The 26,782-nt window shown below is 43.5% G+C and carries 23 protein-coding genes and 1 tRNA gene; 16 read left to right on the forward strand and 8 right to left on the reverse strand.

The window, feature by feature from the left end:
• The first annotated feature begins 69 nt into the window (after positions 1-69).
• Positions 70-852 carry an indole-3-glycerol phosphate synthase TrpC gene (trpC, locus tag IRJ18_RS20435; RefSeq protein WP_194108134.1) on the forward strand — a complete coding sequence of 261 codons (783 nt, stop codon included), beginning with the start codon at positions 70-72 and terminating at the stop codon, positions 850-852.
• Between the two features lies 1 nt (position 853).
• Here trpC and IRJ18_RS21320 read toward each other — a convergent pair whose 3' ends face one another.
• The gene (locus tag IRJ18_RS21320; protein WP_194108135.1) at positions 854-1,132 is read right to left on the reverse strand and encodes a type II toxin-antitoxin system RelE/ParE family toxin; all 279 of its coding nucleotides are present in this window, start codon (positions 1,130-1,132) and stop codon (positions 854-856) included.
• Positions 1,117-1,344 carry a hypothetical protein gene (locus IRJ18_RS20445; RefSeq protein WP_194108136.1) on the reverse strand — a complete coding sequence of 76 codons (228 nt, stop codon included), beginning with the start codon at positions 1,342-1,344 and terminating at the stop codon, positions 1,117-1,119. Before IRJ18_RS20445 ends, IRJ18_RS21320 begins: the two co-directional genes overlap by 16 nt.
• 149 nt (positions 1,345-1,493) lie before the next feature.
• On the opposite strand from IRJ18_RS20445, the gene IRJ18_RS20450 reads away from it, so the two are divergent.
• Positions 1,494-2,573: an alginate lyase family protein gene (locus IRJ18_RS20450; RefSeq protein WP_194108137.1), complete on the forward strand. Its 1,080-nt coding sequence runs from the start codon at positions 1,494-1,496 to the stop codon at positions 2,571-2,573.
• Positions 2,574-2,713: 140 nt separating this feature from the next.
• Here the strand turns inward: IRJ18_RS20450 and IRJ18_RS20455 are convergent, their stop codons facing one another.
• A complete protein-coding gene (locus tag IRJ18_RS20455; protein WP_194108138.1) occupies positions 2,714-4,117 on the reverse strand; it encodes an MBL fold metallo-hydrolase RNA specificity domain-containing protein in 1,404 nt (467 codons plus the stop codon).
• Between the two features lie 136 nt (positions 4,118-4,253).
• Between IRJ18_RS20455 and IRJ18_RS20460 the strand changes: the two genes are divergently transcribed.
• The 6 genes from IRJ18_RS20460 (at position 4,254) to IRJ18_RS20485 (ending at position 9,599) form a co-directional block, all read left to right on the forward strand.
• Entirely contained in the window at positions 4,254-4,625 is a 372-nt protein-coding gene (locus IRJ18_RS20460; protein WP_194108139.1) for a BlaI/MecI/CopY family transcriptional regulator, read from the forward strand.
• Between the two features lie 20 nt (positions 4,626-4,645).
• On the forward strand, positions 4,646-6,688 hold the full coding sequence (locus tag IRJ18_RS20465; protein ID WP_194108140.1) for a M56 family metallopeptidase: 2,043 nt from the start codon (positions 4,646-4,648) through the stop codon (positions 6,686-6,688).
• Between the two features lie 78 nt (positions 6,689-6,766).
• The gene (locus IRJ18_RS20470) at positions 6,767-7,165 is read left to right on the forward strand and encodes a hypothetical protein (protein WP_194108141.1); all 399 of its coding nucleotides are present in this window, start codon (positions 6,767-6,769) and stop codon (positions 7,163-7,165) included.
• 104 nt (positions 7,166-7,269) lie between these two features.
• A complete protein-coding gene (locus IRJ18_RS20475) occupies positions 7,270-7,527 on the forward strand; it encodes a helix-turn-helix domain-containing protein (protein ID WP_194108142.1) in 258 nt (85 codons plus the stop codon).
• A 46-nt stretch (positions 7,528-7,573) separates the two neighbouring features.
• Positions 7,574-8,218, forward strand: coding sequence for an HD domain-containing protein (locus IRJ18_RS20480; RefSeq protein ID WP_194108143.1), 645 nt, complete (start codon positions 7,574-7,576; stop codon positions 8,216-8,218).
• A 70-nt stretch (positions 8,219-8,288) separates the two neighbouring features.
• The gene (locus IRJ18_RS20485; protein ID WP_194108144.1) at positions 8,289-9,599 is read left to right on the forward strand and encodes a carbohydrate porin; all 1,311 of its coding nucleotides are present in this window, start codon (positions 8,289-8,291) and stop codon (positions 9,597-9,599) included.
• Between the two features lie 78 nt (positions 9,600-9,677).
• On the opposite strand, the gene der is transcribed toward IRJ18_RS20485, so the two are convergent.
• Both der and era read right to left on the reverse strand, forming a co-directional pair.
• Positions 9,678-10,979 carry a ribosome biogenesis GTPase Der gene (gene der, locus IRJ18_RS20490; RefSeq protein WP_194108145.1) on the reverse strand — a complete coding sequence of 434 codons (1,302 nt, stop codon included), beginning with the start codon at positions 10,977-10,979 and terminating at the stop codon, positions 9,678-9,680.
• A gap of 117 nt (positions 10,980-11,096) precedes the next feature.
• The gene (gene era, locus IRJ18_RS20495) at positions 11,097-11,975 is read right to left on the reverse strand and encodes a GTPase Era (protein WP_194108146.1); all 879 of its coding nucleotides are present in this window, start codon (positions 11,973-11,975) and stop codon (positions 11,097-11,099) included.
• A gap of 144 nt (positions 11,976-12,119) precedes the next feature.
• On the opposite strand from era, the gene IRJ18_RS20500 reads away from it, so the two are divergent.
• From IRJ18_RS20500 to IRJ18_RS20520, 5 genes are all read left to right on the forward strand, one after another.
• Positions 12,120-12,192 (forward strand) — tRNA-Met (locus IRJ18_RS20500).
• A 322-nt stretch (positions 12,193-12,514) separates the two neighbouring features.
• Positions 12,515-13,129, forward strand: a complete 615-nt coding sequence (locus IRJ18_RS20505; protein ID WP_194108147.1) for an RNA polymerase sigma factor — start codon at positions 12,515-12,517, stop codon at positions 13,127-13,129.
• 65 nt (positions 13,130-13,194) lie between these two features.
• Complete coding sequence (locus IRJ18_RS20510; protein WP_194108148.1) at positions 13,195-14,385, forward strand: FecR family protein; 1,191 nt, start codon at positions 13,195-13,197, stop codon at positions 14,383-14,385.
• A 201-nt stretch (positions 14,386-14,586) separates the two neighbouring features.
• Positions 14,587-18,174, forward strand: a complete 3,588-nt coding sequence (locus tag IRJ18_RS20515) for a TonB-dependent receptor (RefSeq protein WP_228072970.1) — start codon at positions 14,587-14,589, stop codon at positions 18,172-18,174.
• An 11-nt stretch (positions 18,175-18,185) separates the two neighbouring features.
• Complete coding sequence (locus tag IRJ18_RS20520) at positions 18,186-19,949, forward strand: RagB/SusD family nutrient uptake outer membrane protein (protein ID WP_194108149.1); 1,764 nt, start codon at positions 18,186-18,188, stop codon at positions 19,947-19,949.
• Between the two features lie 21 nt (positions 19,950-19,970).
• On the opposite strand, the gene IRJ18_RS21175 is transcribed toward IRJ18_RS20520, so the two are convergent.
• Complete coding sequence (locus IRJ18_RS21175; RefSeq protein WP_262893298.1) at positions 19,971-20,099, reverse strand: hypothetical protein; 129 nt, start codon at positions 20,097-20,099, stop codon at positions 19,971-19,973.
• Here IRJ18_RS21175 and IRJ18_RS20525 point away from each other — a divergent pair, their 5' ends adjacent.
• The 3 genes from IRJ18_RS20525 (at position 20,100) to IRJ18_RS20535 (ending at position 24,531) form a co-directional block, all read left to right on the forward strand.
• Positions 20,100-21,209: an SGNH/GDSL hydrolase family protein gene (locus IRJ18_RS20525; RefSeq protein WP_228072972.1), complete on the forward strand. Its 1,110-nt coding sequence runs from the start codon at positions 20,100-20,102 to the stop codon at positions 21,207-21,209.
• A gap of 173 nt (positions 21,210-21,382) precedes the next feature.
• Complete coding sequence (locus IRJ18_RS20530; RefSeq protein WP_194108150.1) at positions 21,383-23,527, forward strand: phosphodiester glycosidase family protein; 2,145 nt, start codon at positions 21,383-21,385, stop codon at positions 23,525-23,527.
• Positions 23,528-23,604: 77 nt separating this feature from the next.
• Positions 23,605-24,531, forward strand: coding sequence for a phosphodiester glycosidase family protein (locus IRJ18_RS20535; RefSeq protein ID WP_194108151.1), 927 nt, complete (start codon positions 23,605-23,607; stop codon positions 24,529-24,531).
• Positions 24,532-24,784: 253 nt separating this feature from the next.
• Here the strand turns inward: IRJ18_RS20535 and IRJ18_RS20540 are convergent, their stop codons facing one another.
• Both IRJ18_RS20540 and IRJ18_RS20545 read right to left on the reverse strand, forming a co-directional pair.
• Positions 24,785-25,951 carry a carboxylate--amine ligase gene (locus IRJ18_RS20540; protein WP_194108152.1) on the reverse strand — a complete coding sequence of 389 codons (1,167 nt, stop codon included), beginning with the start codon at positions 25,949-25,951 and terminating at the stop codon, positions 24,785-24,787.
• Positions 25,944-26,777: a DUF3473 domain-containing protein gene (locus IRJ18_RS20545; protein ID WP_194108153.1), complete on the reverse strand. Its 834-nt coding sequence runs from the start codon at positions 26,775-26,777 to the stop codon at positions 25,944-25,946. Before IRJ18_RS20545 ends, IRJ18_RS20540 begins: the two co-directional genes overlap by 8 nt.
• Positions 26,778-26,782: the final 5 nt, after the last annotated feature.

Raw genomic sequence — 26,782 nt, forward strand, 5'->3', positions numbered from 1 at the left:
GCGAACTATGCATAACCGCTTTTTGGGTGTGCGATTGCTTCGTTCCTCGCAATGACATACTTTTGAACAATGACTATCCTTGATAAAATAGTTGTCCGCAAACGTGAAGAAGTTGCCGCGGCTAAACAGCAAACCAGTATTGCCCAATTAGAAGCAACGGAATTTTTTAACCGCCAGCCCTATTCGCTGCGCCAGTTCCTGCTTGATCCGGCCCGCACGGGCATTATTGCTGAGTTTAAACGCCGTTCGCCATCGAAAGGGATCATCAACGATAAGGTGACTGTCGAGGATGTGACCACCGGTTATGCAGCTGCTGGCGCATCCGCAATATCGGTACTAACCGACACCGGATTTTTTATGGGTAAGGCGGCCGATCTGATCGCAGCACGCAGGGTTAACAGCGTTCCGCTGCTGCGTAAAGATTTTATGATAGACGAATACCAGGTGTTGGAAGCCAAAGCCTGGGGCGCGGATATTATTCTGTTGATTGCCGCTATCCTTACCCCGGATGAGATACAAACCCTGGCCTCGCTGGCTAAAAGCTTAGGCTTAAGCGTGCTGTTGGAAGTGCATAACCTGGAAGAACTGCAACGCAGCATAAACCCCAATGTTGATGCTATAGGCGTAAACAACCGCAACCTGGCCGATTTTACCGTATCGGTAGAAACATCTTTTAAACTGGCTGAACATATCCCTGCCGAATTTTTAAAGGTATCTGAAAGTGCTATCAGCAATACAGAAACCATTAAGCAATTAAAAACAGCCGGCTTTAACGGATTTTTAATCGGCGAGAATTTTATGCGCCAGGAAAACCCGGGGGATGCAATGAGGGAGTTTGTGAAGGGGTTGTGAGTTACCGGATGTTTTGCTTTTGGTGATTGACAGATAGGATTATTATTCGATCATTCTCTATAAGGTAATAAATGCAATAATCTCTCCAGATTAATACATAACTATTATTTCTTGTCGGTTTTCCTAAAAATGGATGTTTTGTTAGAACGTTAAATTCTTTAAAAATTTGTTTAACGAACTTTATAGAATATGTATTTGATTGATTTCTGGTATTATTAAATTCAATGATGTAATCTATATTTAGATAGGCTTTCCTTGATACAATTAATCTTTTAGCCATTTTTCATATCGCTTTTCAAATTGTTCAAGTGTTATAAAGTCACCATTTTTAATATCTTGTTTCCCTTGTTCAATATCCTTTAAATGTTCTTCAGGAACTTCATAAACAGCATGCTCTTCTTGAATTAATTGATTAACCAACTCTAATAACTCAGGATTATCAAGCGTATCGATCTTCTCGTGGATGGATTTTTTTAACTCTGTTAATGTCATAATATAAATTTACAACTTTTCATTTAAATCTAATAATCATTGGCAAATTCCATGCCTAACCAGCATAACAAAAAGCCAATAAGCCAAACCCATTTTATTAGCTTAAACCATGGGGCTTTTATACCTTCATATAATTATAAACCTGTGATATGAAAAGAATATTCCTGTTGGCCGCTATGGCATGCTTTGCCTTTGCCGCAAATGCGCAATATGTAAGTTTAAACGCTGCCGAAATTGGCAAACTAAAGCAATTATGCAGTACCGATGCTTCGGCCAAAGCCCGTTTTATGGAAATGCAAAAAGCTGCCGATGCCGCATTAACGGACACCCCAAATCCTATTGATACCATCCATACCGAAGGGCGCTTAAAAGGCGACCCTAAAAAAACAGCAACGGCACTGGCTTTTAATGATATGCGCAAAATGTATGCGCTGGCTTTAATGTACCGCACCGGGGGCAATAAGAAATACCTGGATAAAGCGGTTGAGTTTTTGGCCGCCTGGTCGCAAAAGAATGTGCCTAACGGCGATCCCATTGATGATACCAACCTTGACCCGGCGGTAGAGGCTTACGACCTGATAAAAGGCGACCTGGACGCGGCCAATAATAAACTGATCAGCAACTGGCTGACGCAAACCGCCGAAATGGAAATTAAAAAGTTTAAACCCGGCAGAGAAACGTCGTACAATAACTGGCACTCGCACCGATTGAAGGAAATTGGCGAGATCGGTTTTGCCATTGGCGATAAAAAGTATCAGCAATATGCTATTGACGGCCTGCGCGAGCAAATAGCAAAGAACCTGCTGCCTGATGGGTCGAGTGTTGATTTTAAACTGCGCGATGCCCTGCACTACCATGTGTACGACCTGGAACCCATGCTAAAGCTGGCCATCATTTTAAAGCGCGCCACCGGGGTTAATTACTATATCTACGAATCGCCTGCGCAGACATCTATCAAAAAGTCGGTGGAATGGTTGCTGCCTTATCTTACCGGCGCCAAAACACACGGCGAATTTGTGAACAGCACTGTTGCGTTTGATAAGAAACGCGCCAATAATGGCGAGAAGGATTATGTAGCCGGTACACCTTTTAACCCTAAAAACGGAGTAGGCACATTGGTGCTAACCGAATACTTTTTCCCGGATGCTATTGACCTGATCCAAAAGCTGACCGGTAGTACCGAAACTTACGTGAACTGGCAATTGGTGCTGAATAAGGTGAAAAGATAAAGAATGAAAGCAGGGGATTTGTGCGATTCCCCTCTTGAGAGAGGGGTAGGGGTATGTCCTTTAATGCGAAAGGACATACCCCCCGCCATCACACCCGGCTAACACACCCACTTTCAAGAGGGGAGCTTGATTTTTAAAATTTACTCCAGCACAATCTTCTGATGCTGAAATGGTATTTCAACATTGTTAAAACCAGCATCTTTAATGCGTTGTGCAAAGCGTTGCTGTATATTATATTCCCCATGCACTAAAAACACCTTACTTACTTTGCCGGCATCCTGGCAGGCCAGGAAATGTAACAGGTCTTCGTAATCGCCGTGGGCGCTCATCGAATTAATAGCCTGCACATTGGCCACCACGTTATACATATCGCCAAAAATATAAACCTGTTTATCACCGTTCAGCAGGTGGCCGCCTAACGAGTTTGGCTCGCAATAACCTACCATTAGTATGGTGTTTTTGCTGCTGCCGATGTTGTTTTTAATGTGGTGCTTCACCCGCCCGGCCTCGGCCATGCCCGATGAGGAGATAATAACGCAGGGTTGCGGGTTTTCATTTAAAGCGATAGATTCCTCGGTCGACTCCACAAAGCGCAGGTTCTTAAAATCAAAAGGGTCACTGTCCTTTTGCATCACTTTGTTAACGTTCCTGTTAAAAACTTCGGGATGGTCCTTTAAAACCTGGGTAGCTTTTAGCGATAGCGGACTATCAACATAATAAGGTACCGCCGGTAACTCGCCCTTTAGCTCTAATGCGTTCAGGGCGTATAAAATTTCCTGCGTACGGCCCACGCTGAATGCCGGGATGATCACCTTCCCTTTGCGGTTAATACAGGTATCGTTAATAATTTGTTGCAGGGCATCCTCTATAGGCCCAATATCCGCATGCAGCGAATCGCCATAGGTCGATTCCAGCAAAATATAATCGCTTTGGCGGAAGTTCTGCGGGCTTTTTAGTATCATATCGCCATAGCGGCCTACATCGCCGCTAAAAGTAATATGGGTTTCTTTGCCATCTTCGGTCACGGTTAGGTGCATTACCGCGCTGCCTACTACGTGGCCCGCATCGCTAAAATAAAGTTTAACATCGGGTGTAATATTAAACTCCTGGTGATAATCTACCGTTTTAAACTGGCTTAAAGCCTGGTTTACATCCGCTTCAGTATATAAAATTTCAAGCGGCGGTAGCCCCTTCTTTTTACGGTGCTTATTGGTATAGCTAATGTCCTGCTCCTGTATCTTGGCCGAATCGAGCAATAATATCGTCGCCAGGTCTAACGTTGCAGGGGTGCAGTATATTGGCCCGCTAAAGCCTTCGGCTACCAGTCGTGGTATCAATCCGCAATGGTCAATATGGGCGTGCGATAGTACCATGTGATCAACCTTTTTAGGATTAAAGCCAAAGTGACCGTTCATATCGTCGGTATGCTCGCCCAGGCCCTGGAACAAGCCGCAGTCCAGCAATATATTGGTGCCGTTGTTTAATTGTAATAAATGTTTGCTGCCGGTTACATGCCGGGCAGCGCCGTGAAAGGTGATATTCATAATTGGGATTAGAAAGCGCAGGGTAGCTAAAATGTTTTAATTGTGCAAATAAATTTGCGAAACTAAAATATTAGTTTTAGCTTTATGTAAACATGCATGTTGCCCCGTGCCAGATGGGGCTTTAAACTATTGTACTATGGAAATTAAAGAATTAACCCGTGCCGAAGAACAGATTATGCAGGTGCTTTGGCAATTAAAAAAGGGTTTTGTTAAAGATGTAATTGATATTTTGCCGGAGCCTAAACCTGCTTATAACACGGTGTCTACCATTATCAGGATACTGGAAACCAAAGGGTTTATCGATCATACCGCATTTGGTAAAAGCCACCAGTACCACCCCATCATCAGCCGCGAACAGTACCAGTATTTTGCGACCGATAAACTTTTAAATGGCTATTTTGATAATTCAGTGAAACGGATGTTCTCGTTCTTTGTCCAAAAAGAAAAGATAGACCTGAAAGAAGCGGATGAAATTATGAAGCTGATAGAAAGACTGAAAGACAAATAATGGCTTAACTATAAATATATATGACCTGGTGGCATTATTTATTACTGGCTAATGTGTACCTCACATTGTTTTTTACTTTTTACGCATTATTTCTGCGTAAGGAGACCTTTTTTAACCTGAACAGGGTATACCTGGTAAGTTCGGCGTTATTGTCGTTCATGATACCGGTGATACAGTCCGACTGGATAAAAACCCTGTTTATTACACAAAAGGTACAGGAAACAATTTACCATGTGGGTCCTGCCGTAATGTATAGTTTCAATGTCACTGCCAAAGCCGAACATGCCTTAACCTTGGGGCAAATAGCCGGTGGTATTTATGCGCTGGGTATATTGGTACTTACCGTTAAATTCTTTTACCAGCTGGCCGTTATCAATTATGTTATTAGTCAGCCAAAATCCGATACTACTTATTCATTCTTTAACAGGATAAGAATTGAAGAAAGGGATACGGATAACGAGGTAATTACCGCGCACGAACAGGCGCACGCGCGGCATTGGCATTCGGCAGATATTTTACTGCTGGAAGCCATTATGATACTAAACTGGTTTAACCCGGTGGTATACATGTACCGCAACGCTGTTAAGCATATCCATGAATTTATTGCCGACAGGGATGTTTTAAAAGCCGGCGCTAATAAAGCAGAATACGCTATGCTGCTGCTTAGTCAAACCTTTATTACACCGCCGTATCACCTGGTTAACCCGTTTTTTAATAGCAGTTTATTGAAGCGGCGTATTATGATGCTGCACAAAAACAAATCGAACCGGGTAATGCTGATGAAATATGGGCTGTCGGCCCCGTTATTTATGCTGATGCTGGTACTGTCGTCGGCAACGGTAAATAACAGTAAAACCATACAGGTTATTAACAATACCGCCCAACACGTATTTACTACGCCCGCCGCACGGACATTTGACCCCGAACATTTATCGGCCGATGACCAGGCCGACCTCGCTGCAGCTATCAGGCAAAATGAACAGGCCGCCAGCCAGGCTGCAATGGACGAAAGCAGTTTACAGCCGGTTAATTTAAGCGGCAACGTTAAATATACTGCTATCACACAAAATGCATCATTCCCCGGCGGACAGGCGGCTTTTAATAGTTATGTAGGCGGCAATATCCGTTATCCCGCGGAAGCCCGGCAAAAAAATATCCAGGGCAAAGTTTATTGTACTTTTATAGTTGAAAAGGATGGGACGGTCAGCAATCCTAAAGTAATACATGGCATTGGCGGCGGCGCCGATGAAGAGGCGCTAAAAGTAGTAGCCGCAATGCCTAAATGGGCGCCCGCCATGCAAAACGGGCAGGCCATCAGGCAACAGTTTACCATCCCTATTAGCTTTACGCTAACAGGGGATAAAACAATGGCCGATGAAGGCAATGAAGTATTTACCGCTGTTGAGCAAATGACCGAATTTCCAGGCGGCTTGCCCGCTTTTGGCAACTACCTGTCTAAAAATATCCGTTACCCCGCCGTAGCGCGCGAAAACCATGTACAGGGTAAAGTTTTCCTGACCTTTGTGGTTGAAAAAGATGGTTCCATAACCGATATTAAAGTGTTGCGCGGTATTGGCAGTGGTGCCGATGAAGAAGCGGTTAGGGTGATAAAAAATTCGCCTAAATGGAAACCGGCCATGCAAAATGGCAGATTGGTGCGTGCACAGTTTACTGTCCCCATCAGTTTCGCACTTAAAGATAACGATACCGAAAGTAATGGTAAAGATACCGTAAGCAATCTTGCCACCATAAAAACAAAAAACGCTATCGACCAAAACGCGCACAAATACAGTGCAAACAATGCTGTGCCCACACGTAATACCGACACCGCAAAATTAGAGGCGCACTTTACATCCGTAGCAAAAAGCCAGCCGGTTTTTGCTGATGGCCGGAATATTAACGCGGCAGTAATTAATAAAACACCTACAGCAGGCATTAAAGTAATTAACCAGTTTAAAGAAAAAGCAGCTAAAGGGATAATAAGCGAAAAAGCTACCAATGGTGTGGTTTTAATGATAACCAAACACAAGCCATTTTACGATCAGGAAAGCATAACTAACTGACCGATAATTTAATATCTATTATTTCTTGCTTTTATTAATAAATTAATACTTACATTTAAGTATCAATTTATCACTCTTATGAACCTTAAACTTTTACTGCAATTGTCCCTGTTTGGGCTAATTATGGCTTTTGCCACCGTTTCGCTTATCCCCGAAAAATTTGAATGGTGTTTTTGGCTGGTGATATTTATTTTCTGTGCGTATGTTATTGCCAAAGTTTGTACAGGCAAGTATTTCCTGCATGGTTTTGTATTAAGCCTCTTTAACAGCATTTGGGTTACTATGGGGCACCTTATCTTTTTTAGTTCGTATATGGCGCACCATCCCGGTGTGGCAGACATGACCAATAAAATGGGAACCCATCCACGATTATATACGTTGTTTTTAGCCATCCCATCGGGCATAATTTTTGGCTTGATAATGGGCTTTTTTGCCTTTATCGCATCAAAAATGGTGAAACCAAAAGTGGTTGCCTAAAAATGGACAGCATTTTTACTCACAAATTTTAATTTTTTTTAGGCAGGCAGAAATCCGGGCGTTTTCAAATCTCGTAAATAGGGCGATCACAATTAGCTCATTTTATGAAGGAAACACTGGAAAGTAAAATCAGATCAGTAGCCGTAAACATCAGAAGGATCAGGGAATCAAAAAAGTATACCCAGGATTATATGGCGGTAAAATTAGCTATATCGCAAAATGCTTATAGCAAAATTGAACTGGGATACACAAAAATTACAGTTGAAAGGTTGTTTCAAATAGCCCAAATATTGGATGTTGACCCTGTTGATCTGATAAGCCTGAATGACGACACTTTGTTACATGTAGTTAACGAAATATAGTTTAACGGGCCTTTATCGTGTTATATTTGCAGCTTTGACTGCTTATATGACCAGAGACACAATTATTGAAAGAACGCGCGACTTTGTAAAGGAAACCCTTCAAAATGCTGAAGGCGGCCATGATTGGTGGCATATTTACAGGGTTTGGAATAATGCCAGGCTAATAGCACAAACTGAAACGGTAGACCACCTGACCGTTGAGTTAGCCGCCCTGCTGCACGATATTGCCGATAGTAAGTTCCACAACGGCGATGAGGAAATAGGCCCCCGTACCGCTGCAAATTATTTAAAAAGTATTGGTGTTGAGGATGAGGTGGTAGAACATGTGGCGCAGATCATCAGGCATATGTCTTTCAAGTCCGGCTTCGATAGTCCTGGTTTTTATTCCATAGAGATGGGCATTGTACAGGATGCTGACCGCCTGGATGCCATTGGCGCTATAGGCATTGCCCGCGCTTTCACTTATGGCGGGTTTAAAGGGCGGGAGATATATAATCCCGAAATACCTCCTAACCTAAATATGACCAAAGAGGAGTATAAAAATACTACTGCACCTTCCATTAATCATTTTTACGAAAAACTTTTGCTGTTGAAAGATAAAATGAACACAGCAACGGGCAAACAACTGGCCCAGCAGCGACACCAATTTATGCAGGCCTACCTTGATCAGTTTTACATGGAATGCAAATAAATTTAGGCTTGCCTAAATTTATTATTAGATTTGCTTAAACATTTTTTATGCCTAAGCGTTTATTAACCATATGAAAAGACTGATACTATTTACTATAGCCATTATAACTACTTGCTTTACAGCATCTGCCCAGGATACCCTGAAGCAGCAACGCTTTAACCTGCATTTTCAGCAGACGATCATTACCCAAAATAAACCGGCCTTCAGCGCAAAATATACGGGCGATAACAGCCTGCAAACAGGCGAGGAAACCCAGACATCGTTAACCACCACTTTGTATGGTGGCGCACGTTTATGGAAAGGCGCGCAGGTTTATTTTAACCCCGAGATGTCGGGAGGGGCGGGGCTGAGTAAAACACTGGGTGTAGCCGGGTTCCCCAATGGCGAAACCTTCCGTGTAGGTGGCGATGCGCCGAAAATATATATCGCGCGTTTGTTTTATACTCAAAATTTCGAGTGGGGCAATGATAAAGACACCCTGACCGATGAAGCCAACCAACTGGCAGGTACTTTAAGCAAAAGGCATTTCAGCTTTACCATCGGTAAGTTTGGTATGGCCGATTATTTTGATAACAATAGCTACAGCCACGACCCGCGCACACAGTTTATGAATTGGTCGCTGATGAGCAACGGCGCCTGGGATTACCCGGCCAACACCCGGGGATATGTAATGGGTTTATATACTAAATTTGCCCAACCCACCTGGACACTGCGCTTTGCTTACACTATGGTAACTACCGAAGCCAATGGCGCTATCTGGGACGAACGGATTGGCAAAGCCAACAGCCAAACATTGGAGTTTGAAAAACGCTATAACATGAATGGTCTTCCGGGCGCCTTCCGCCTGCTGGCCTTTAATAATAATGGAAAAATGGGCAGCTACCGCGATGCACTGAACCGTAAGCCGGTAAATCCGGAAGTTGATACCTTACTGACTTACGGCCACCGCAAATTTGGCTTTGGATTGAATGCCGAACAAAGCCTGATCAATGACCTGGGTGTATTTGCAAAATTGAGCTATAACGATGGCAAAACGCAAACCTGGTTTTTTACCGAAATAGACCGCTCGTTTAGTTTTGGCGGTGTGCTGAAAGGAAAATCATGGAAGCGTGCCGATGACGAGTTAGGACTGGCCTTTGTAGCTAACGGCCTCTCTAAGGATCACCGGGATTATTTGGCAGCCGGCGGCTATGGCTTTATTATTGGCGATGGCAAACTAAACTATAGTACAGAAATGGTTGCCGAAGCATACTACAAAATAAACGCGTTGGAAAAAAAGATATGGCTAAGTCCCGGTTACCAGTTTATTATAAACCCGGCTTATAACAAAGACCGTGGCCCGGTAAATGTGTTTTCATTAAGGGTGCACGTGGAGTTTTAAATCCCAAAACAAACAGGCCGAAGCATGATGCTTCGGCCTGCTTGTAAAACCTTTTACCGTTAACCTTTCACCTCAGGATTATTTCTGCCTGAAGAATATCTGTATAGGTACGCCTGTAAAATCAAAGTTCTCGCGCAGTTTGTTCTCTAAAAAGCGCATATAACCTTCTTTAATATATTGCGGCAGGTTACAAAAGAAGGCAAACATGGGCGACGTACCCTTAATTTGAGTAATGTATTTTATCTTCACAAACTTGCCTTTTAATGCCGGTGGCGGATTGTTCTCTATAATTGGCAGCATCACATCATTTAACTTTGATGTAGGTATTTTTTTAGCACGATTGCTGTAAACATGGTTAGCTGTTTCCAGCACTTTAAGCACACGCTGCTTTTCGGTTACCGATGTAAACACGATTGGCACATCGGTAAACGGCGCCAATTTTTGGCGAATGGTCTCTTCAAAAACTTTTACTGTTTTAGTGTTTTTTTCGATGAGATCCCATTTATTGACCACTATTACTACACCTTTCTTATTTTTTTCGGCCAGGTGAAAAATATTCACATCCTGCGATTCTATACCCTCTACGGCATCAAGCATCAGGATCACTACATCGGCTTCTTCAAGTGCTTTAATAGTGCGCATCACCGAATAAAATTCGATGTTCTCCTTCACCTTCGTTTTTTTACGTAAACCGGCGGTGTCGATCAGCATAAACTCGTGACCGTATTGGTTGTAGTGGATATGGATACTATCGCGCGTGGTACCGGCAACCGGGGTAACTATATTTCGGTCTTTACCAATTAATGAATTAATGATAGATGATTTACCCACATTAGGACGGCCAACAATAGCATATTTGGGCAGGGTGTTCTCTTCAACAACATCTTCGTCAAAGGTTTTCACTACCTCGTCCAGCAGTTCGCCGGTGCCGCTGCCGGTCATGGATGAAATATTATATATCTCGCCCAGGCCAAAGCTGTAAAATATACTGGCGTCAGATTGTAGCAGGCCATGGTCTACCTTATTTACTACCACAAATACCGGTTTTTTGCTACGGCGCAGCAAAGTTGCAATTTCGTCGTCCAGATCGGTAATGCCGGTGGTTACATCAACTACAAAAAGGATAACAGTGGCTTCTTCAATAGCGATAATTACCTGTTCACGGATGGCAGCTTCAAAAACATCATCACTGTTGGCTACATAGCCGCCGGTATCAATAACAGTAAAGTTACGGCCTACCCATTCGGCTACGCCGTAGTGACGGTCGCGGGTTACGCCGCTAAAATCGTCCACAATAGCTTTGCGGCTTTCGGTTAAACGGTTGTATAATGTTGATTTGCCTACATTGGGCCTGCCCACTATGGCTACTATGTTACTCATTTGTTAAGTCGTAAGTTTTAAGTATTGAGTCTTAAGTCAACACTAATTTATAAGAAAAGTTGTGAATAATCAGGGAGATCGGGGGCTCAGGACTTATTACTCAGAACTTAGAATTATTTAATCATCATACCCAAATTTCTTCAGGTAATTTTTTTTGCTGCGCCAGTCGCTTATTACTTTCACAAACATCTCCAGGAAGATCTTTTTCTGATAGAAATCTTCCATCGACCGGCGAGCGTAGGTGCCTACTATTTTAAGCATACTGCCGCCCTGGCCAATAATGATATTCTTTTGCGAGTCGCGCTCAACAATAATTTCGGCGCTGATGCGATATAGCTTTTCCTCCTCTTTAAACGCGGTGATAATAACCTCGGTGCTGTAAGGAATTTCTTTTTTGTATTGTTTAAATATCTGCTCGCGTATCATCTCCGATGCAAAGAACCGGTCGTTCCTGTCGGTCAGCGCATCCTTTTCATAATAAGGCGCATGTTCGGGTAGGTAACTCACAATAAACTTCAGCAGTTCCTGCGTATTTGGCGCTTTTAAGGCCGATATGGCAAACACGGCCAACGGCTGTAAGGTTTCTTCCCAATAAGCTACCTTTTGGTTGATAGTATCGGCATCGCTTAGATCAGCCTTGTTGATCAATACGATCACCGGTGATTGAACACCCTCCAGCCTTTTCATCACGTCGGTCTCGTCGTGTTTTTCGTTAATATCGGTCACCAGCAAAATCAGGTCGGCATCCACTATCGACCCCTGCACCTGGTGCATCATGCTTTCGTGCAGGGCATAGTGCGGTTTAATGATGCCGGGAGTATCAGAGAACACCACCTGGTAGTCATCGGTATTCACCATACCTAAAATACGGTGACGGGTAGTTTGGGCCTTTGGGGTAATGATGGACATTTTTTCGCCCACAAGGGCATTCATTAACGTGGATTTACCCGCGTTAGGCTTGCCAATGATGCTTACAAAACCCGCCTTATGACTCATAAAAAAATAATTAAAATATTATTTGGACTGCAAAGAAACGAATTATATCTTTGCAGTCCAATTAAAACGGAGTGCAAATCGCATTTTTGATAATTGGAACAAACATTTCGGGGTTATGTCCGTTATGTAACAACAACAAAATAGTGCGGGATGGAGCAGTTGGTAGCTCGTCGGGCTCATAACCCGAAGGTCGTAGGTTCGAGTCCTGCTCCCGCTACCTCATCAAGTTTAAAAGAGCCTTTGGTCGGAAGATCGAAGGCTCTTTTTATTTCCTGCTAAGCTTCCAAATTAGTATATGTTGATAAATGTTTGACATTTCGCTGCCTTCTGAGCAAATGAAATAATCAGTTTCAATAGTATAAATCAGTCTCAAAGTCAGTCCTTAACCTATTTCAAACGCCATTTTTAATAAAAAAGCCACATTTTTTATAAACATGTAAACAAATTGTTTCCAATGTATTAACATTAAATATTTGTACTTAGCTTTATATGCGGAATGTTTATTATTGAGCATTCAAAACTGTTAAGCATACTGTTTCATGTATCTCCAAACTCCGGCAGCATTAGAAGCGGAAAAAGAGTTGATCCGGCGGTTAAATACCGGCGATGCGCGGGCTTTTGAAAAACTCTATCAGCTTTACAGCGTACGCATCCTGAAAAAACTGATCCTTTTGGTGAAAGATGAAGACATTGCTGCCGAACTTTTACAGGATATTTTTTTAAAACTTTGGCAGAGGCGCGAAATTATCGACGCCGAGCAATCGTTAAGGCCATATCTGTTCAGGATGGCCGAAAATAAAATCACCGATCTTTTCAGGCGTGCCGCTTATGATAAAAAACTGCTGGCCCATTTAGTCGCGATATCTACCGAGTTGTGTAATGATACAGAAGACACTCTCGACCTGAAAGATAATGAATCACTTTTAAAACAGGCTATTGAATCCCTGCCTCCTCAGCGCCAAAAAGTTTTCATCCTCTGTAAAATAGAAGGTAAAAGCTACGACGAGGTAGCCACGTTATTGGGCATATCTGCCGGAACCGTAAACGACCATATGGTAAAAGCTGGTCGTGCTGTCAAAAAGTATTTCAATTCTGCCGATCTGGCCCTACTTACGCTAATGGTGGCCAGCGCGTCGCAAATATTCAAATCTTAAAAATATTTTTTATCCGAGCATATGCCGGTTATGCTTCATGCGTAATAGCGTTAAAAAGCACCTGTTTGGAAAATTCCCAACTTAAAGAAATTTTTAGCCGTTACCTCGAGAACCGCTGTACTGCAGCCGAGGTGGAATCGCTTATCAGCTATTTTAATACGGATAGCAAGGCTTATTTACGCCAGCTTATTACCCATGAATTAGAAACCCCTGAGTTTGAAGGGAATGATGCTCATCTGCATATCTTAAGCGATAAAGTTTTAGATAGGCTAAGGCATGTGATTGATAAGGATCAAGTTGTAGTACAGGTACGAAAACAAAAAAGCCTTTGGCCGCGCATAGCTGTGGCAGCGACGGTATTACTGGCTCTCAGCGTATCAGTTTATTTTATTACCCGAAAAAATGAAGTTGCGCCGCCGCGTTTGGTAGCCAAACATGTAATGCAGCACGATATTGCCCCAGGAGGCAACAAAGCTGTACTGATCCTTTCCAACGGTAAACAAATTAACCTTACTAACGCCCAAAACGGCCAGCTGGCTAAGGAAGCTAATGCTGTGATTAATAAAACAGCCGACGGTAAAGTCATTTATAAATCGGACCATAATGCCGCTGTTGAGGAGGTGACTTATAATACCTTAAAAACCCCACGCGGCGGCAAATTTGACCTTACATTAGCCGACGGTACACGTGTGTGGTTAAATGCGGCATCATCCATCACTTATCCATCCGCATTTACAGGTAACAGCAGGCAGGTAGAAATAACCGGCGAGGCTTATTTCGAAGTGGTACACAATGCTGCTAAGCCGTTTCGCGTACGTGTAGCTGGGCAAACAATTGAAGATTTGGGCACCCAATTCAATGTCAACGCCTATAGCGATGAACCTAATATTAAAGCCACTTTGCTTGAGGGCAGTATCAGGTTAACTAACAAAAGTAGTGACCTAACCTTAAAACCTGGTCAGCAAGCTATTGTGCAACCTAACCAAACCATTAAACTGGATGAGAATGCCGATACAGAAGAAGCAGTTGCCTGGCACAAAGGTATGTTCGAGTTTCACGATGCCAGTATAGAAACCGTAATGCGGCAGTTGGCCCGCTGGTACGATGTGGATGTGAGTTATGAAGGTAAAATACCGCAGCGGCAGTTCTCAGGTAAAATATATCGCAATACCAGCGCGCTAAAAGTATCGGATATTTTAAGCTATAAACAAATACATTTTAGACTGGAAGGACGAAAAATCATTGTAACACCATAAACTTAACCAATATAAACAGCACCATATGAGAGAACATTTACAATATCGGCGTTAATACGCAGCAGGGCGCTCAAAAAAAAACCGCAGAAGTGAGTCGAAGCACATCTACGGCAATATTTGGGTCAACCCTTTTCCCGATAGCAACCGGGATAAATAATTGGCGAACTATTTCAAGTCATTAACCCAAACTTTACAAAAGTAATGAAATTTTATGTTTTTACTAAAGCTATGCCCAAGGTGTGGCTCCCTCCTAAATTATTGATGGTGATGAAATTAACTACCCTTTTCCTTGTTTTGGCATTGGTGCAGGTTAGCGCAAAAAGTTTCAGTCAGCGTATTACGCTCGATGAAAATAACGCGCCATTAAAAAAGGTATTAAGAGCCATTGAATCGCAGTCTGGCTATGTGTTCTTTTACGATTCAAAAGACGTTAAGCAAAAAGTTAATATCCATATTAGTGATGCTTCCATTGAAGACGCATTGACCGAATGTTTCAAAAACATCGCGCTAAGCTATAAAATAGTGGATAAAACTATTTTACTGCAGCAAAGGCCGGTTACCGCCGCAATGGCTGAAGCCGCTTTTGCCCCTATTACCGTGCGGGGCAAGGTTATAGACAGCAAGGGGGTGCCTTTAATCGGTGCTACTATACGTTCAAAAAAATCGAACAAAGCTGTGGTTGCCGATGTGAACGGTACGTTTGAGATCAAAGACATCCCGGCTGATGATATTTTATTGATCACTTATACGGGGTATGTTTCAAAGGAGATTGCCGCTAACGATCCCAGTTTAAGTAATGTGGTATTGCTGGAAGATATCAAGGCGGTAAATGAAGTAGTGGTAGTAGGTTACGGCACACAAAAAAGAGTGAACTTAACCGGCGCTGTCGCCCAAATATCAAGTGAGGATCTGGGTTATCATCCAACCCCAAATATTGCCAATTCTTTGCAGGGGTTATTACCGGGTTTAAATATCCAGGCCAATACGGGTAATCCGGGCGATAAACCCGATATCAATATTCGTGGCTTTAATTCGGTAAACGGTGGCTCACCGTTGATATTGATTGATGGTATACAAGGCGATATCGACCGAGTAAACCCGCTGGACGTCGAAACGGTAACCGTTTTAAAGGATGCGGCTTCGGCTGCGATTTATGGTGCCCGCGGTTCTTTTGGTGTGATATTGATTACCACCAAAAAAGGCAAAGCTGGTAATACAGTGGTTAACTATACCAATAACTTTGGCCGCACCACGCCAATTGTGCGCACCGATTATATCTCTGACCCGTACGAATACGGCAAAATCGTCGATGCTTTCTTATCAGGGTATAATGGCACTAATTACACCAACTATACCGATGCCGATTACGCCAAAGAGCGCCAGGTAGCCGATGGTACTTTAGCGCCTTTTAACGAAAAGCAAGCCGATGGTAGCTACAAATTTTTTGGTAAAACCAATTGGTACGATATGCTTTTCAGGAAATGGCAGCCATCGCAAACACACAATCTTTCTATTTCAGGGGGTAACGATAAGGTGCAGGGCTATTTATCGGGCCGGGCTTACAATGTTGGTACCATACAGGCTAATGTTGACGCTAAGCTTATTAAATACAATATCAAAGGCAACTTGAACTACAACATTAACAAATGGCTCAGCATTTCTGACAACATACAGGTAAGCACCGCCGACATGACGGAATATGGCGGTTCTAAAGCAGGCTATGTTAGTTCAACCGGCATTTACAATGGTAATACTTATTACTTTTTATTCCCGTTTATGCCCAGCAGTATAGATGGCGTACCTTACGATTTTAACGGTTATGGCGAAGTTGCCGCTTTGGGCGATAAAAGCAGCTTTCAAAAAACTTATTCAGAGCAATTTGTAAATACGCTTAGCGCGCGTTTAACACCAATTAAAGACCTGGTGTTTAACTTTGACTATAGCAATACAGTTAATCACGCCGCTGTTACCACACGCGAAAACCCTATTACTTATTTAACTACCCTAAAAGCGAATTTACAGACGGTAGGTTTAAACACCCTCACCGAACAGCGTAACCGCAACTATTACAATGCGCTGAACATATATGGTACTTACAGCAAAAGCTTATTTAATGATGCCCATCATTTTAAATTGCTATTGGGTTACAACCAGGAAGACTTTAGTGCCGATAACATTACCGCCGAACAGGGAAACTTACTGGTAAGCAATTTATCAAGTTTGAACCTGGGTACTAACTTATTGCAGGCGACAGGAAATGGCAGCCTTTGGGCTATTCGGGGATACTTTGGCCGGTTTAATTACGATTATAAAAACAAATATTTATTAGAAATTAACGGCCGGTATGATGGGTCTTCCCGCTTCCCCATAACCAGTCGCTATGGTTTCTTCCCATCGGTATCAGCCGGTTGGTACGTTAGTCACGAAGGTTTTTTCAAACCATTGCAAAAGGCTATCGGTTCGTTAAAACTGAGGGGATCATATGGCCAGTTGGGTAACCAGAACATCGACCTGTATACCTTCTCGCAAATCCTTTCGGCCGGCCAAACTTTTTGGTTAGCTAACGGAGCAAAACTTAACTATGTAGGCGCCCCTGCGCCATTGCCAAGTGTGGTAACCTGGGAGAATTCAAAAACGATAGATTTTGGTGCCGACCTTGGCTTATTTAACGATCATTTTAATGTGTCGTTCGATTGGTATGAGAAAAACGTATCGGGTATGTATGTTCCCGGCCAACCGTTGCCATCGGTTTTCGGAGCTTCAGAGCCCAAAGAAAATATTGCCAGCCTGCGCGATAGAGGGTTCGAGCTACAATTAAGCTACAATACCAACTTTGATTTGGCTGGTTCTCCGTTGCGCCTTAAAACCACATTCAGCCTTTACAACTTTGTAGGTGTAATAACGAAATATCCTAACCCAAGCGGCTTAATGAGCGCATTTTATGAAGGCCAGAAATTAGGCGATATTTATGGCTACCACATTGATGGACAGTTCCAATCGGACGCGGAGGCGGCAGCCTATCAGGCTAAGTTTGTAAACCCGGCAACATCATTAGGCCAAGTATACAACTACGAGATAAACATTGTGCAAAACGCACAATGGAAAGGCCTGCATGCCGGTGATATTAAATACGTAGATGTTAATGGTGACGGTGCTATCAATAAAGGTAAAAACACCGTTGCCGATCATGGCGACCTGGTTAAAATCGGTAACGTAATGCCTAAATTTCCGTTCGGCTTTAACTTCAGCGCCGATTGGAAAAATTTTGATGTGATGGTAGCAGGTACAGGTGTTATGCACCAGGATTGGTATCCAACCGGTGATATTTACTGGGGGCCATACGAAAGGCCATATCTTTCATTTATCCGTAAAGACTTAATCACCAATGCCTGGACGCCAGAGAATCCCGGTAATACTTATCCGCAGGCGGTAAGGGGCTATGCTTCATTAGGCACTTTACGGTCATTGGGCGAGATTAACGACTATTACCTGACCAATGTAGGTTATTTACGGGTGAAAAACCTAACCATAGGCTACACCTTCCCCTTAAAGCTGACCAAAAAAGCTGGCATTGATAGGTTACGTGTATACTTCACTGGCGAAAACCTATTTACCTGGAGCTTTGGCGGCCTTACAAAATACATCGACCCGGAAACTGCAGGCTCGGGCATTGATTATTCAAGTCCACAAAACGTGTATACCAGTGCCAGTTCGGGTGCAATAGCCCGTGCCGGCGAATCTTATCCGTTAGGCAAAGTTTATTCACTTGGTTTAAGCATTACTTTATAACCTTAAAAAAGATGAAAAAGAAGATATACATGGCATTAATTGGTTTAATTACCATTGGCGCCGTAAGCTGTAAAAAAGACTACCTTAATGTAACACCACCTGATAAAATAGACGCACAGACGTTTTTTAACAATGCTACGGACCTGCAGGTGTACACAAACGATTTTTATGACCTGGTACCGGTTTCGTCGGGACTTGTATATACTGTTTACACAGATGATGCATCGTCTGACAACATATTGCCCCTGCTGGCTACCGACCGTGTAAAAGGCGCCCGGGTTACGCCTGTAGCGCGTGGATCAGGCGGTTGGAATTTTGCCGCTTTACGTTCGATAAACTATTTTCTGGCAAATTATGGTAAATGTCCCGATGCTGCTGCAAAGCAAAAATATGGCGGTATAGCCCGCTATTTCAGAGCATATTTTTATTACGATAAGGTAAAAACTTTTGGCGATGTACCCCTATACACACATGTGTTAACTGCGGATGACCCAGATCTTTACCGTGCACGTGATTCACGCACGGTGGTGATGGATACCGTGCTGGCCGATATTAACTACGCTATTGCCAACATCCCTAAAACTGTGCAGGTTAACACCATTACCGGGTACACCGCATTGGCTTTAAAAGCCCGCATTTGTTTGTTTGAGGGTACGTGGCGCAAATATCATGGTATTGCCAATTATCAAACCATGCTTAACGAAGCTGTTTCGGCTGCCGATGCATTGATCAGTTCGGGGGCTTACAAACTATATACAGCTGGTGGCCCGGCTACCGCCTACCGAGATTACTTTGCCCGTATAGATCAGGATGCTACAGAAACAATCTTAGCGCGGGATTATAACAAAACTTTTCCGCCCACAAACGGTGTAAACTATTTTATGACCTCGGCTACCGGTGGCGCCTACGGGATCCCTAAGGATATGATAAACACCTACCTGATGAAAGATGGCACACGTTTTACAGACATCCCTAATTATCAAACCAAGCAATTTTACGATGAAATGCAAAATCGCGACCCGCGCCTGACCCAAACCACCGCCGGCCCCGACTTTGCGGCCTACGGCGAAACCGCTCGCGAGCCTGTTAATTTGAGCATTACTACTACCGGTTACCGGGTTATTAAAGCGCTTTCAACACGTGATCAATGGGTGTCTAACGGAGGTTACGCAGACTTTATCTTATTCAGATACGCTGAAGCCTTATTGGTTTATGCTGAGGCGAAAGCTGAATTGGGCACTTTAACCCAGGCCGATCTGGATAAATCTGTGAACTTACTGCGTGCGCGCGCCGGCATGCCAAACATGAACATGGCTGCGGCAAATGCCAGTCCCGACCCATTTTTGCTGACCCAGTATCCTAACGTAGATAAGGGTGCGAATAAAGGGGTTATTTTGGAAATCCGTCGTGAACGCCGCATTGAAATGTTTAACGAAGGCCTGCGCTGGGATGACCTGATGCGCTGGAAAGAAGGTAAAAAAATAGAACAGCCGCTATTAGGCATCTATTTTCCAAGCCTGGGAGCGTTTGATTTTAATAACGATGGCAAAACCGATGTTTACCTGCACAATGGCAACGCATCCGGCGCACCGACTGGCACATCCAGCATTGTTAACGTCACGCAAAAAGCGCTTACCAATGGCACCTCGGGCAATTTCTTCCCACTAAAAGGTATCACCATTACTTTTGATGAGAATAAGGATTATTTATACCCTATACCATCTGAAGATATTACGTTAAACCCCAAAATTGTTCAAAACCCTGGTTGGAAATAGAATTCCACTCGGGCAATAATCTTATCCAATTTTAAAGATCACAAACCTTCCTGGTAAAATCCGGGAAGGTTTAAGTAACGCCGCCCAATTAGCCTCTTTCATCAGGTCGAAAACAGGCGCGAACGGATAACCTATTGTATTAAATTTCATATGAAACGATCAATCATGTTTGGCATTGGCCGCAAATTAACAGCGACGGCCTTCATTATTTTATTAACCGCGGTACCTTCCCACCTGCAAGCGCAAGCCAAAAAGCAGGTTTATACTAATGCCGCCACGCTGTATACATCGGGTAAAATGTTTACAACAGTACAACCCTTCCAACGAGTTGATACCGTTAACTACAAAGCAATGCCGGCTGCTGTTAAACGCTTGTATACCTATTCAGCAGGGTTAGCGGTTTGCTTTAGTACTAATAGTACCAGTATTACCGCCAAATGGTGCGTAAACAAACCCGTTACCTACCCCAATCTTACACCAATAGCCAGTAAAGGGTTAGATCTGTATGTACACAAAAATGGCAAGTGGCAATATTCAGGTGTAGGGCGGCCGGATAAAGATTGTAGCAATGGTGTATTGGTGGAAAATATGGATAACAGCGAAAAAAGTTTCACCCTGTACCTGCCCATCTATTCCGAATTGAGCAGTCTTGAAATAGGTATCGACTCGGGTAGTTACATCAAATCGCGCCCCGAAACTAAAAAGCGCGTATTAGTGTATGGCTCAAGCATTACCGAAGGAGCCTCGGCGAGTCGCCCCGGCTTGGCCTATCCGGCCGCACTATCGCGCCGTTTAGGGTTCGATTTTATAAATGCCGGTGTCAGTGGTAGTGCAAAAATGGAACCAGCGGTTATAGCTATGCTTAATGATGTTAAAGCTGATGCGTACATATTGGATTGTATCCCCAACTCATCGGATGCGGTGGTGAAAGAGCGCGCATTGAATATGATCAAAGCCATACAAGCGGCACATCCCGGTAAACCCATCATCATGCTGAACAGCATTGTGCGCGAACAAAGCTTTGTTGATGCCAAAGTTAATGCTATGGTAAAAGCGCAGAACATGGCCATAGATAGTATTGCCCATAATCTGCTAAAAATTAAAACCAAAGATTTCTATTACCTCGATACCAATGGCTTTTTAGGCGACGACCACGAGGGCAGCACCGATGGTATTCATCCGAATGACTTAGGTAGTTTCCGTTTTGTAGAAAAACTGCAACCACTTATTGAACCCATACTACGAAAATATTTAAGATAACCCTGCATCTACTAAAAAGGGGGGCCATTAATTAGAACGCACCAGGATCAAATTGTAAACCAAAGAAAGGAGGTATACCCAAATTACGATCTACCCGGCAGCTAAATAACCAAGCGGCTGCTATATATGTGCACTTATGTTATTAAATCATCTAACACTAATTAAAACACCGTATGAAAAATTTTATCTATGTATGTTTTGCATTGGCCATAGGTATGTGCTCGTGCAAAAAACCTTTAAATTCTGTAACACCGGTTGACGCCACAGGTTCAGCCTTCGGCTCGCCTAAACTTAAAGAAAACGGCATTGTAGCCAGCAACGATTCGGCTTTCTATGTGTCTACTTATGCTGGCACTGCGGGTACTTATGGTACTACAAACGGCTCCACGCCCTCAACTTCTACCTTCCATACCCCCGAAGGTTTAGCGTTCGATTCGAATGGTAATATGTTTGTTGCCGACTGCGGCAATAACCTTATCCGCAAAATCACTCCGGCGGGTGTGGTATCTACGTTTGCGGGGTCAACCACAGCCGGGTTAGTTGATGGCACGGGCACTGCGGCACGGTTCGATTCGCCTATCAGGATAGCTATCGATGGCTCGAATAACATCTATGTCGCCGACCGCGACAACAACCGTATCCGTAAAATAACCTCAGCAGGTGTAGTAACAACTATCGCCGGCGGCGGCACAGCCCCCAATTCTTTTAACTTTCCTATCGATGTTGCTGTTACATCGGACGGTTCGACACTTTACGTGGCAGATGCACATAACAATGTCATTAAAAAAATTGCGCACAGTGGCTCCTCTTATACCACTTCGGTTTACGCCGGATCGGGCACGGCTGGCTTTTTGGCTGGTACCGGTACAGCCGCCGAGTTCAATAACCCTTCAGGTGTGGCAATTGATGCTGCCGGTAGCGTTATAGTTGCCGACCGTAATAATAATTGCATCCGTAAAATTACAACAGCAAAGGCTGTGTACAGGCTTGCAGGTGTAGCCGGAACAAGTTACGATGTAGACGCCGACAATGGCGTAGCCACTTTCGGCCAGCCTTACGGTGTAACGGTAGCTAACGATGGCTGTATTTATGTAACCGATATTGGCTACCATCAAATACGCCGTATAAGCAACTCCGGCTCATATGTAAACACGGTTGCAGGAACAGGTGGCTACAATGGCACTACTGACGGGAGGTTCAATACCAAATTTGACACCCCTACTTCTATAGCTATCGATAACTCAGGTAATTTTTACGTGGCCGATGCATTTAATCATACCATACGCAAATTAACTCCTGAAACACGTGTTATTCAGTTTACGGAGGGATGGACACCCATGGATACCAGTACCTATGCGGGTGTTAAATGGTATAGATACCGGGGAAACAGGTTTTATCTGCCAAGCGCTGCAACCAACAAATCGCAAAACATTAACGTGATAGATATTGATTTGAGCGTAAATCACCTGGATTTCAAGCATATTGATGTACAGGCTAACCATACCACGGTATCCAATATTATAGGCAGCCCAACCAACGTGATAGCTGCAATGAGTGGTACATTCGCTACAGGTAGTAACGGAAAATTCTGTGCCTATTTGCGCAATAGCGGCACCAGTTATTGGTTGGCTGATTCATGGACGCAGGGGGCAAACGCCGGTGACCATACACGTTACTGGCATTATCATGATGCTATGTTTTATGTTGATGCTTCTGGCAACCCCGGCATGGAACAAAGCGATATGAACCAGGATCCGTTTAGCCCGACACTTAGGCCATATATGATGTCTGGGGCACCTTTATTAATCAGAAATAGTGTACCAATTGAAAATAATACGCTACTCAAAACTGATTGGGGGGTTACCAGCCCCACCACACCTCAGAATTTACGTGATATTATAGCTGCACGTAGTATTGTTGCTTTACCAATAATTAACAATCATATACTGTTGATATGCATTGATGGGATAGAAATACCTTATGGTGGCACGGCAACAGATGATTGTTACGCGTTAGGTTCAGTTACCGCACCTGCAAGGTACGGCATGACTACAGCCGATGCGACAGAATTTGTGCAGCGGTTTTTTCATCCAACGTGGGCGATCAATATGGATGGCGGCGGTTCATCAAGCATGTACATGATGGGAGTAACATCCGCTAAAGAGGGTAACAATGGTGGTGTTTCCGGCGGTATTTCTGTAATTGACTATCCCGACTGGGACGGAAGCTGTAGCGCTATACCCGGTACCCCACACGATCAATATTATCAGCAACGAATTACTATGCAGGACGCTATTTGCGTGATAGCCGGTCACTAAAACGAATATTGGAGCCTCCTGCGCGGGGGCTCCCTTTTTATCATTATGTTTATATCTTCCATTATTTAAGTACGTCTATGAAAAAGTACCCCGTGCTGCTTTGCGCGTTATTATTAAGCATCCGTTTATTCGCGCAAACAGATTCTGTTGCGTTAGTGCATGCCACTTGGTCGGTTAAAAAAATAAATGCTAAAGTTTACTGGAAAACCACGCACCTTACCAATCATAGCTTATTTGGCGCAAACGAGAATATCAGTATCATCGTTATACCTGCGCATACCAAAAGTGTACGTTTAATAGTGGGGTACTCCGATTCGCTGGAAACAACCTCGCAGCAAGCCAAACGTTACCATGCGCTGGCAGGCATTAATGGTTCGTTCTTTAAAATGCGTGGTGCCGACCCTGACAGCCACCCAGAATTAAACCATGTGCCCAAACTGGAACCTTCTAAACTGGCCTACAACCGATCCGGTACGTACCTGCGTAAAGATGGTATTTTGATTACCCCTAATAAAATTGCCGCAAAACAAACTGCCCGCAGACGTCCCCAATTAGGTGTGCTTGCACTAAGCGATAGCGGAGCGACTATTTTAAAACCCGATACATTAAATTTTGAATGGGAGAATACAATAAGTGCCCGTGATATCATGACGTCGGGGCCTTTGCTAATAATTGATAATAAGAATATGCCTATTGGAACCGATGACTTTAGCAGGAAACGCCACCCGCGTACCGCTGTGGGCAAACTAGCCGATGGTACAACGATGCTATTGGTAGTTGATGGCCGTTTCGAAGAATCGGCTGGGATGAACCTTATAGAACTTCAGCAAACCATGCGTTGGCTGGGCTGCGTTACCGCCCTTAACCTTGATGGTGGCGGATCATCTGCCATGTACATTAAGGGCGAACCCGACCATGGTATAGTCAATTATCCATCAGATAACAAGAAGTACGACCATGCCGGTGAGCGCGAAGTTGCAAATACTGTTTTAGTAGTTCCTTAACATTAAATGTAAAATGGATTTAGGATTTTATGTATCAAATTGTCAAATATTTAATAGGCCATTAATATATTCTTTAACATTTTCAATCTCCTGTAAATCTTCCAAAAGGTTCGACTTTTGACGCGTTCCCGCTACCGAAGACGACAAGTCGAACAGGGGCACAGTGATATTACTGTGCCTTTCGTTTTTTATGCAATTTATTTGAAATATGCACGATAGTTGTCATCGTCTCACTTTAGAAGCTTTGTAATATTTACTTCCTAAACACACCTATTTTCCATATTTCCGGGTCAAACACCATCGCAATAGTACATAATACAGTAGCTATGTTGCCTTTAATATCGTCTTTTTTAAAGTCATCATAATAAGTATTATCATTAATAAAATTAAAGAATGAGGGCTCCATTTTAAACCGGTTGGGGTTACCTAAAAAATGCGCCAGATCACCCGGCAAAAGCCATCGGCCTATAGTCCCGGTTTTGTAAATGGGCTGCATAACTTGCTGCCCGGTGGCAAACAAATACAACAGGTAGGGGAAATTTACTCCCGCAACATAACTCAAATCCAACGACCCCCAAAACCTGGGGTTTATTTCCATAAGCTTAGGCACTTTAGTTACCGGATCACGTTTAAACTCAACCATGGCCACACCATCCCAGTTCAGTTCTTTCAGCAGGTTGGCGGCATACAATTTTGTTTCATCGTCGGCTGTGCTTTCACGCAGGGTGCTGGGACCGCCTTGTACCGGGAATTCGCGCAAGCGTTTATAACTAAAATTGGCCAGAATATCTCCGTCCTGTGCCAATATGCCAACTCCGCAACCCTCGCCCTGCCAATCAATGCATTCTTGTATAATTGGGTAACCGTAGGCTTTTACAACTTCGGCATAATCTTTATCAAACTGCTGTCTGTTCGTTACTTTTTTTATACCACGTGACCCGCTGCTGCTTACCGGTTTAATAATGATGGGGAATTGCAGTGCGTTTAAAGCCTCGTCTACTTCAGCGGGAGTTTCGGGCCGGTGGCTTTGCGGCATGGGTATATTTAACTTTTTGGCCAATTGCAACACCTCCCACTTGTTATTTGCGGCATGGTAGGCTTTTGCCGATGGTATGGGCAATCTGGCGTATTGTTCTATTTGCGCACGGGCGTTTAAAAACAATTCGATAGACGATTCTTCAAATGGCATGATACATGCATACTGCTCACGCTGCAGTAATTCAAGTATCGATCTCAGGTAGCCTTCCGGGTCTTTTTTGGGATCTGGTACGATGAAATATTGGCGCACAAATGACGAATATATCCCTGGTGCTATGCGGGTATGGGAAACCGCGTCAACTATCAAACCTTCACGCCCCAGTGAGCGCACAGCTGATAGCGTTTTCCGTGTCCAACAGTCAGTAACCAGTATTTTAGACATTGCTTAAATTAACAGAGGTAAGATATTCGTTATAAGGTATAATGGTAAGCCCAAGGTTCATAATGCGCTCCAGCTTGGTAAAAACCGAACTGCGGTTATAATACATCAGGTAGTTATAAACTTTACTGTTGTTAATTCCGGGATGCATAAACCTCTCCTGATCGCAATCGATATCATACGGATGTAAATAGCTTTGAAGCGGAATAGCCTTTTGGGTCAGATTTTTAATAGGACTTTTTAACATAAAAAATGGGAACATTCGTAAATATACGCCACCGGCCAGCGGGGTTTTAAAAAGAGGATGCAATGTAATGGGCATTTCCAATATACCATCTATCAATTTAAAACCGGGACCAAAATCTTCCCAGCCGTATAAAGGGTTTTTTGCAGGCAGCACCGAACTGGAATAGGTAAAACCAAACTCTTTCAAAACACTGTAAGCCCATGCCGTTTGTTCTGTTAACGAAAAAATTGGCGCCCTAAAGCCTGTTATGTTACCTATACTTAATTTGTGTGCCGATTTTAGGAAACTGTCCATATCGGCACGGAATAATTGTGCGGTTAGCTTGTTTAAAGGCAAGTGCGTATCGGTATGGCAGGCTATTTCGTGGCCATCGTCTATAATTTGCTTAATTAGGTCAGGGTAAGCACGCAGTTGATCGCCAACTACAAAAAAAGTGCACCTGGCCTGGTGTTTTTTCAAAAAAGCCAGGTATTGCCCGGTCATTTGCGGCACACGTTCGCGATAAAGTTTCCCCTCGGGTAATAAATTCCGAACATCCTCCAAATCGATGCTAAAAAGAAATATGTTTGAGGCAAGCGGCATAGCTA

Origin of the sequence: Mucilaginibacter boryungensis (genome assembly GCF_015221995.1) — a bacterium.
Lineage (GTDB): Bacteria > Bacteroidota > Bacteroidia > Sphingobacteriales > Sphingobacteriaceae > Mucilaginibacter > Mucilaginibacter boryungensis.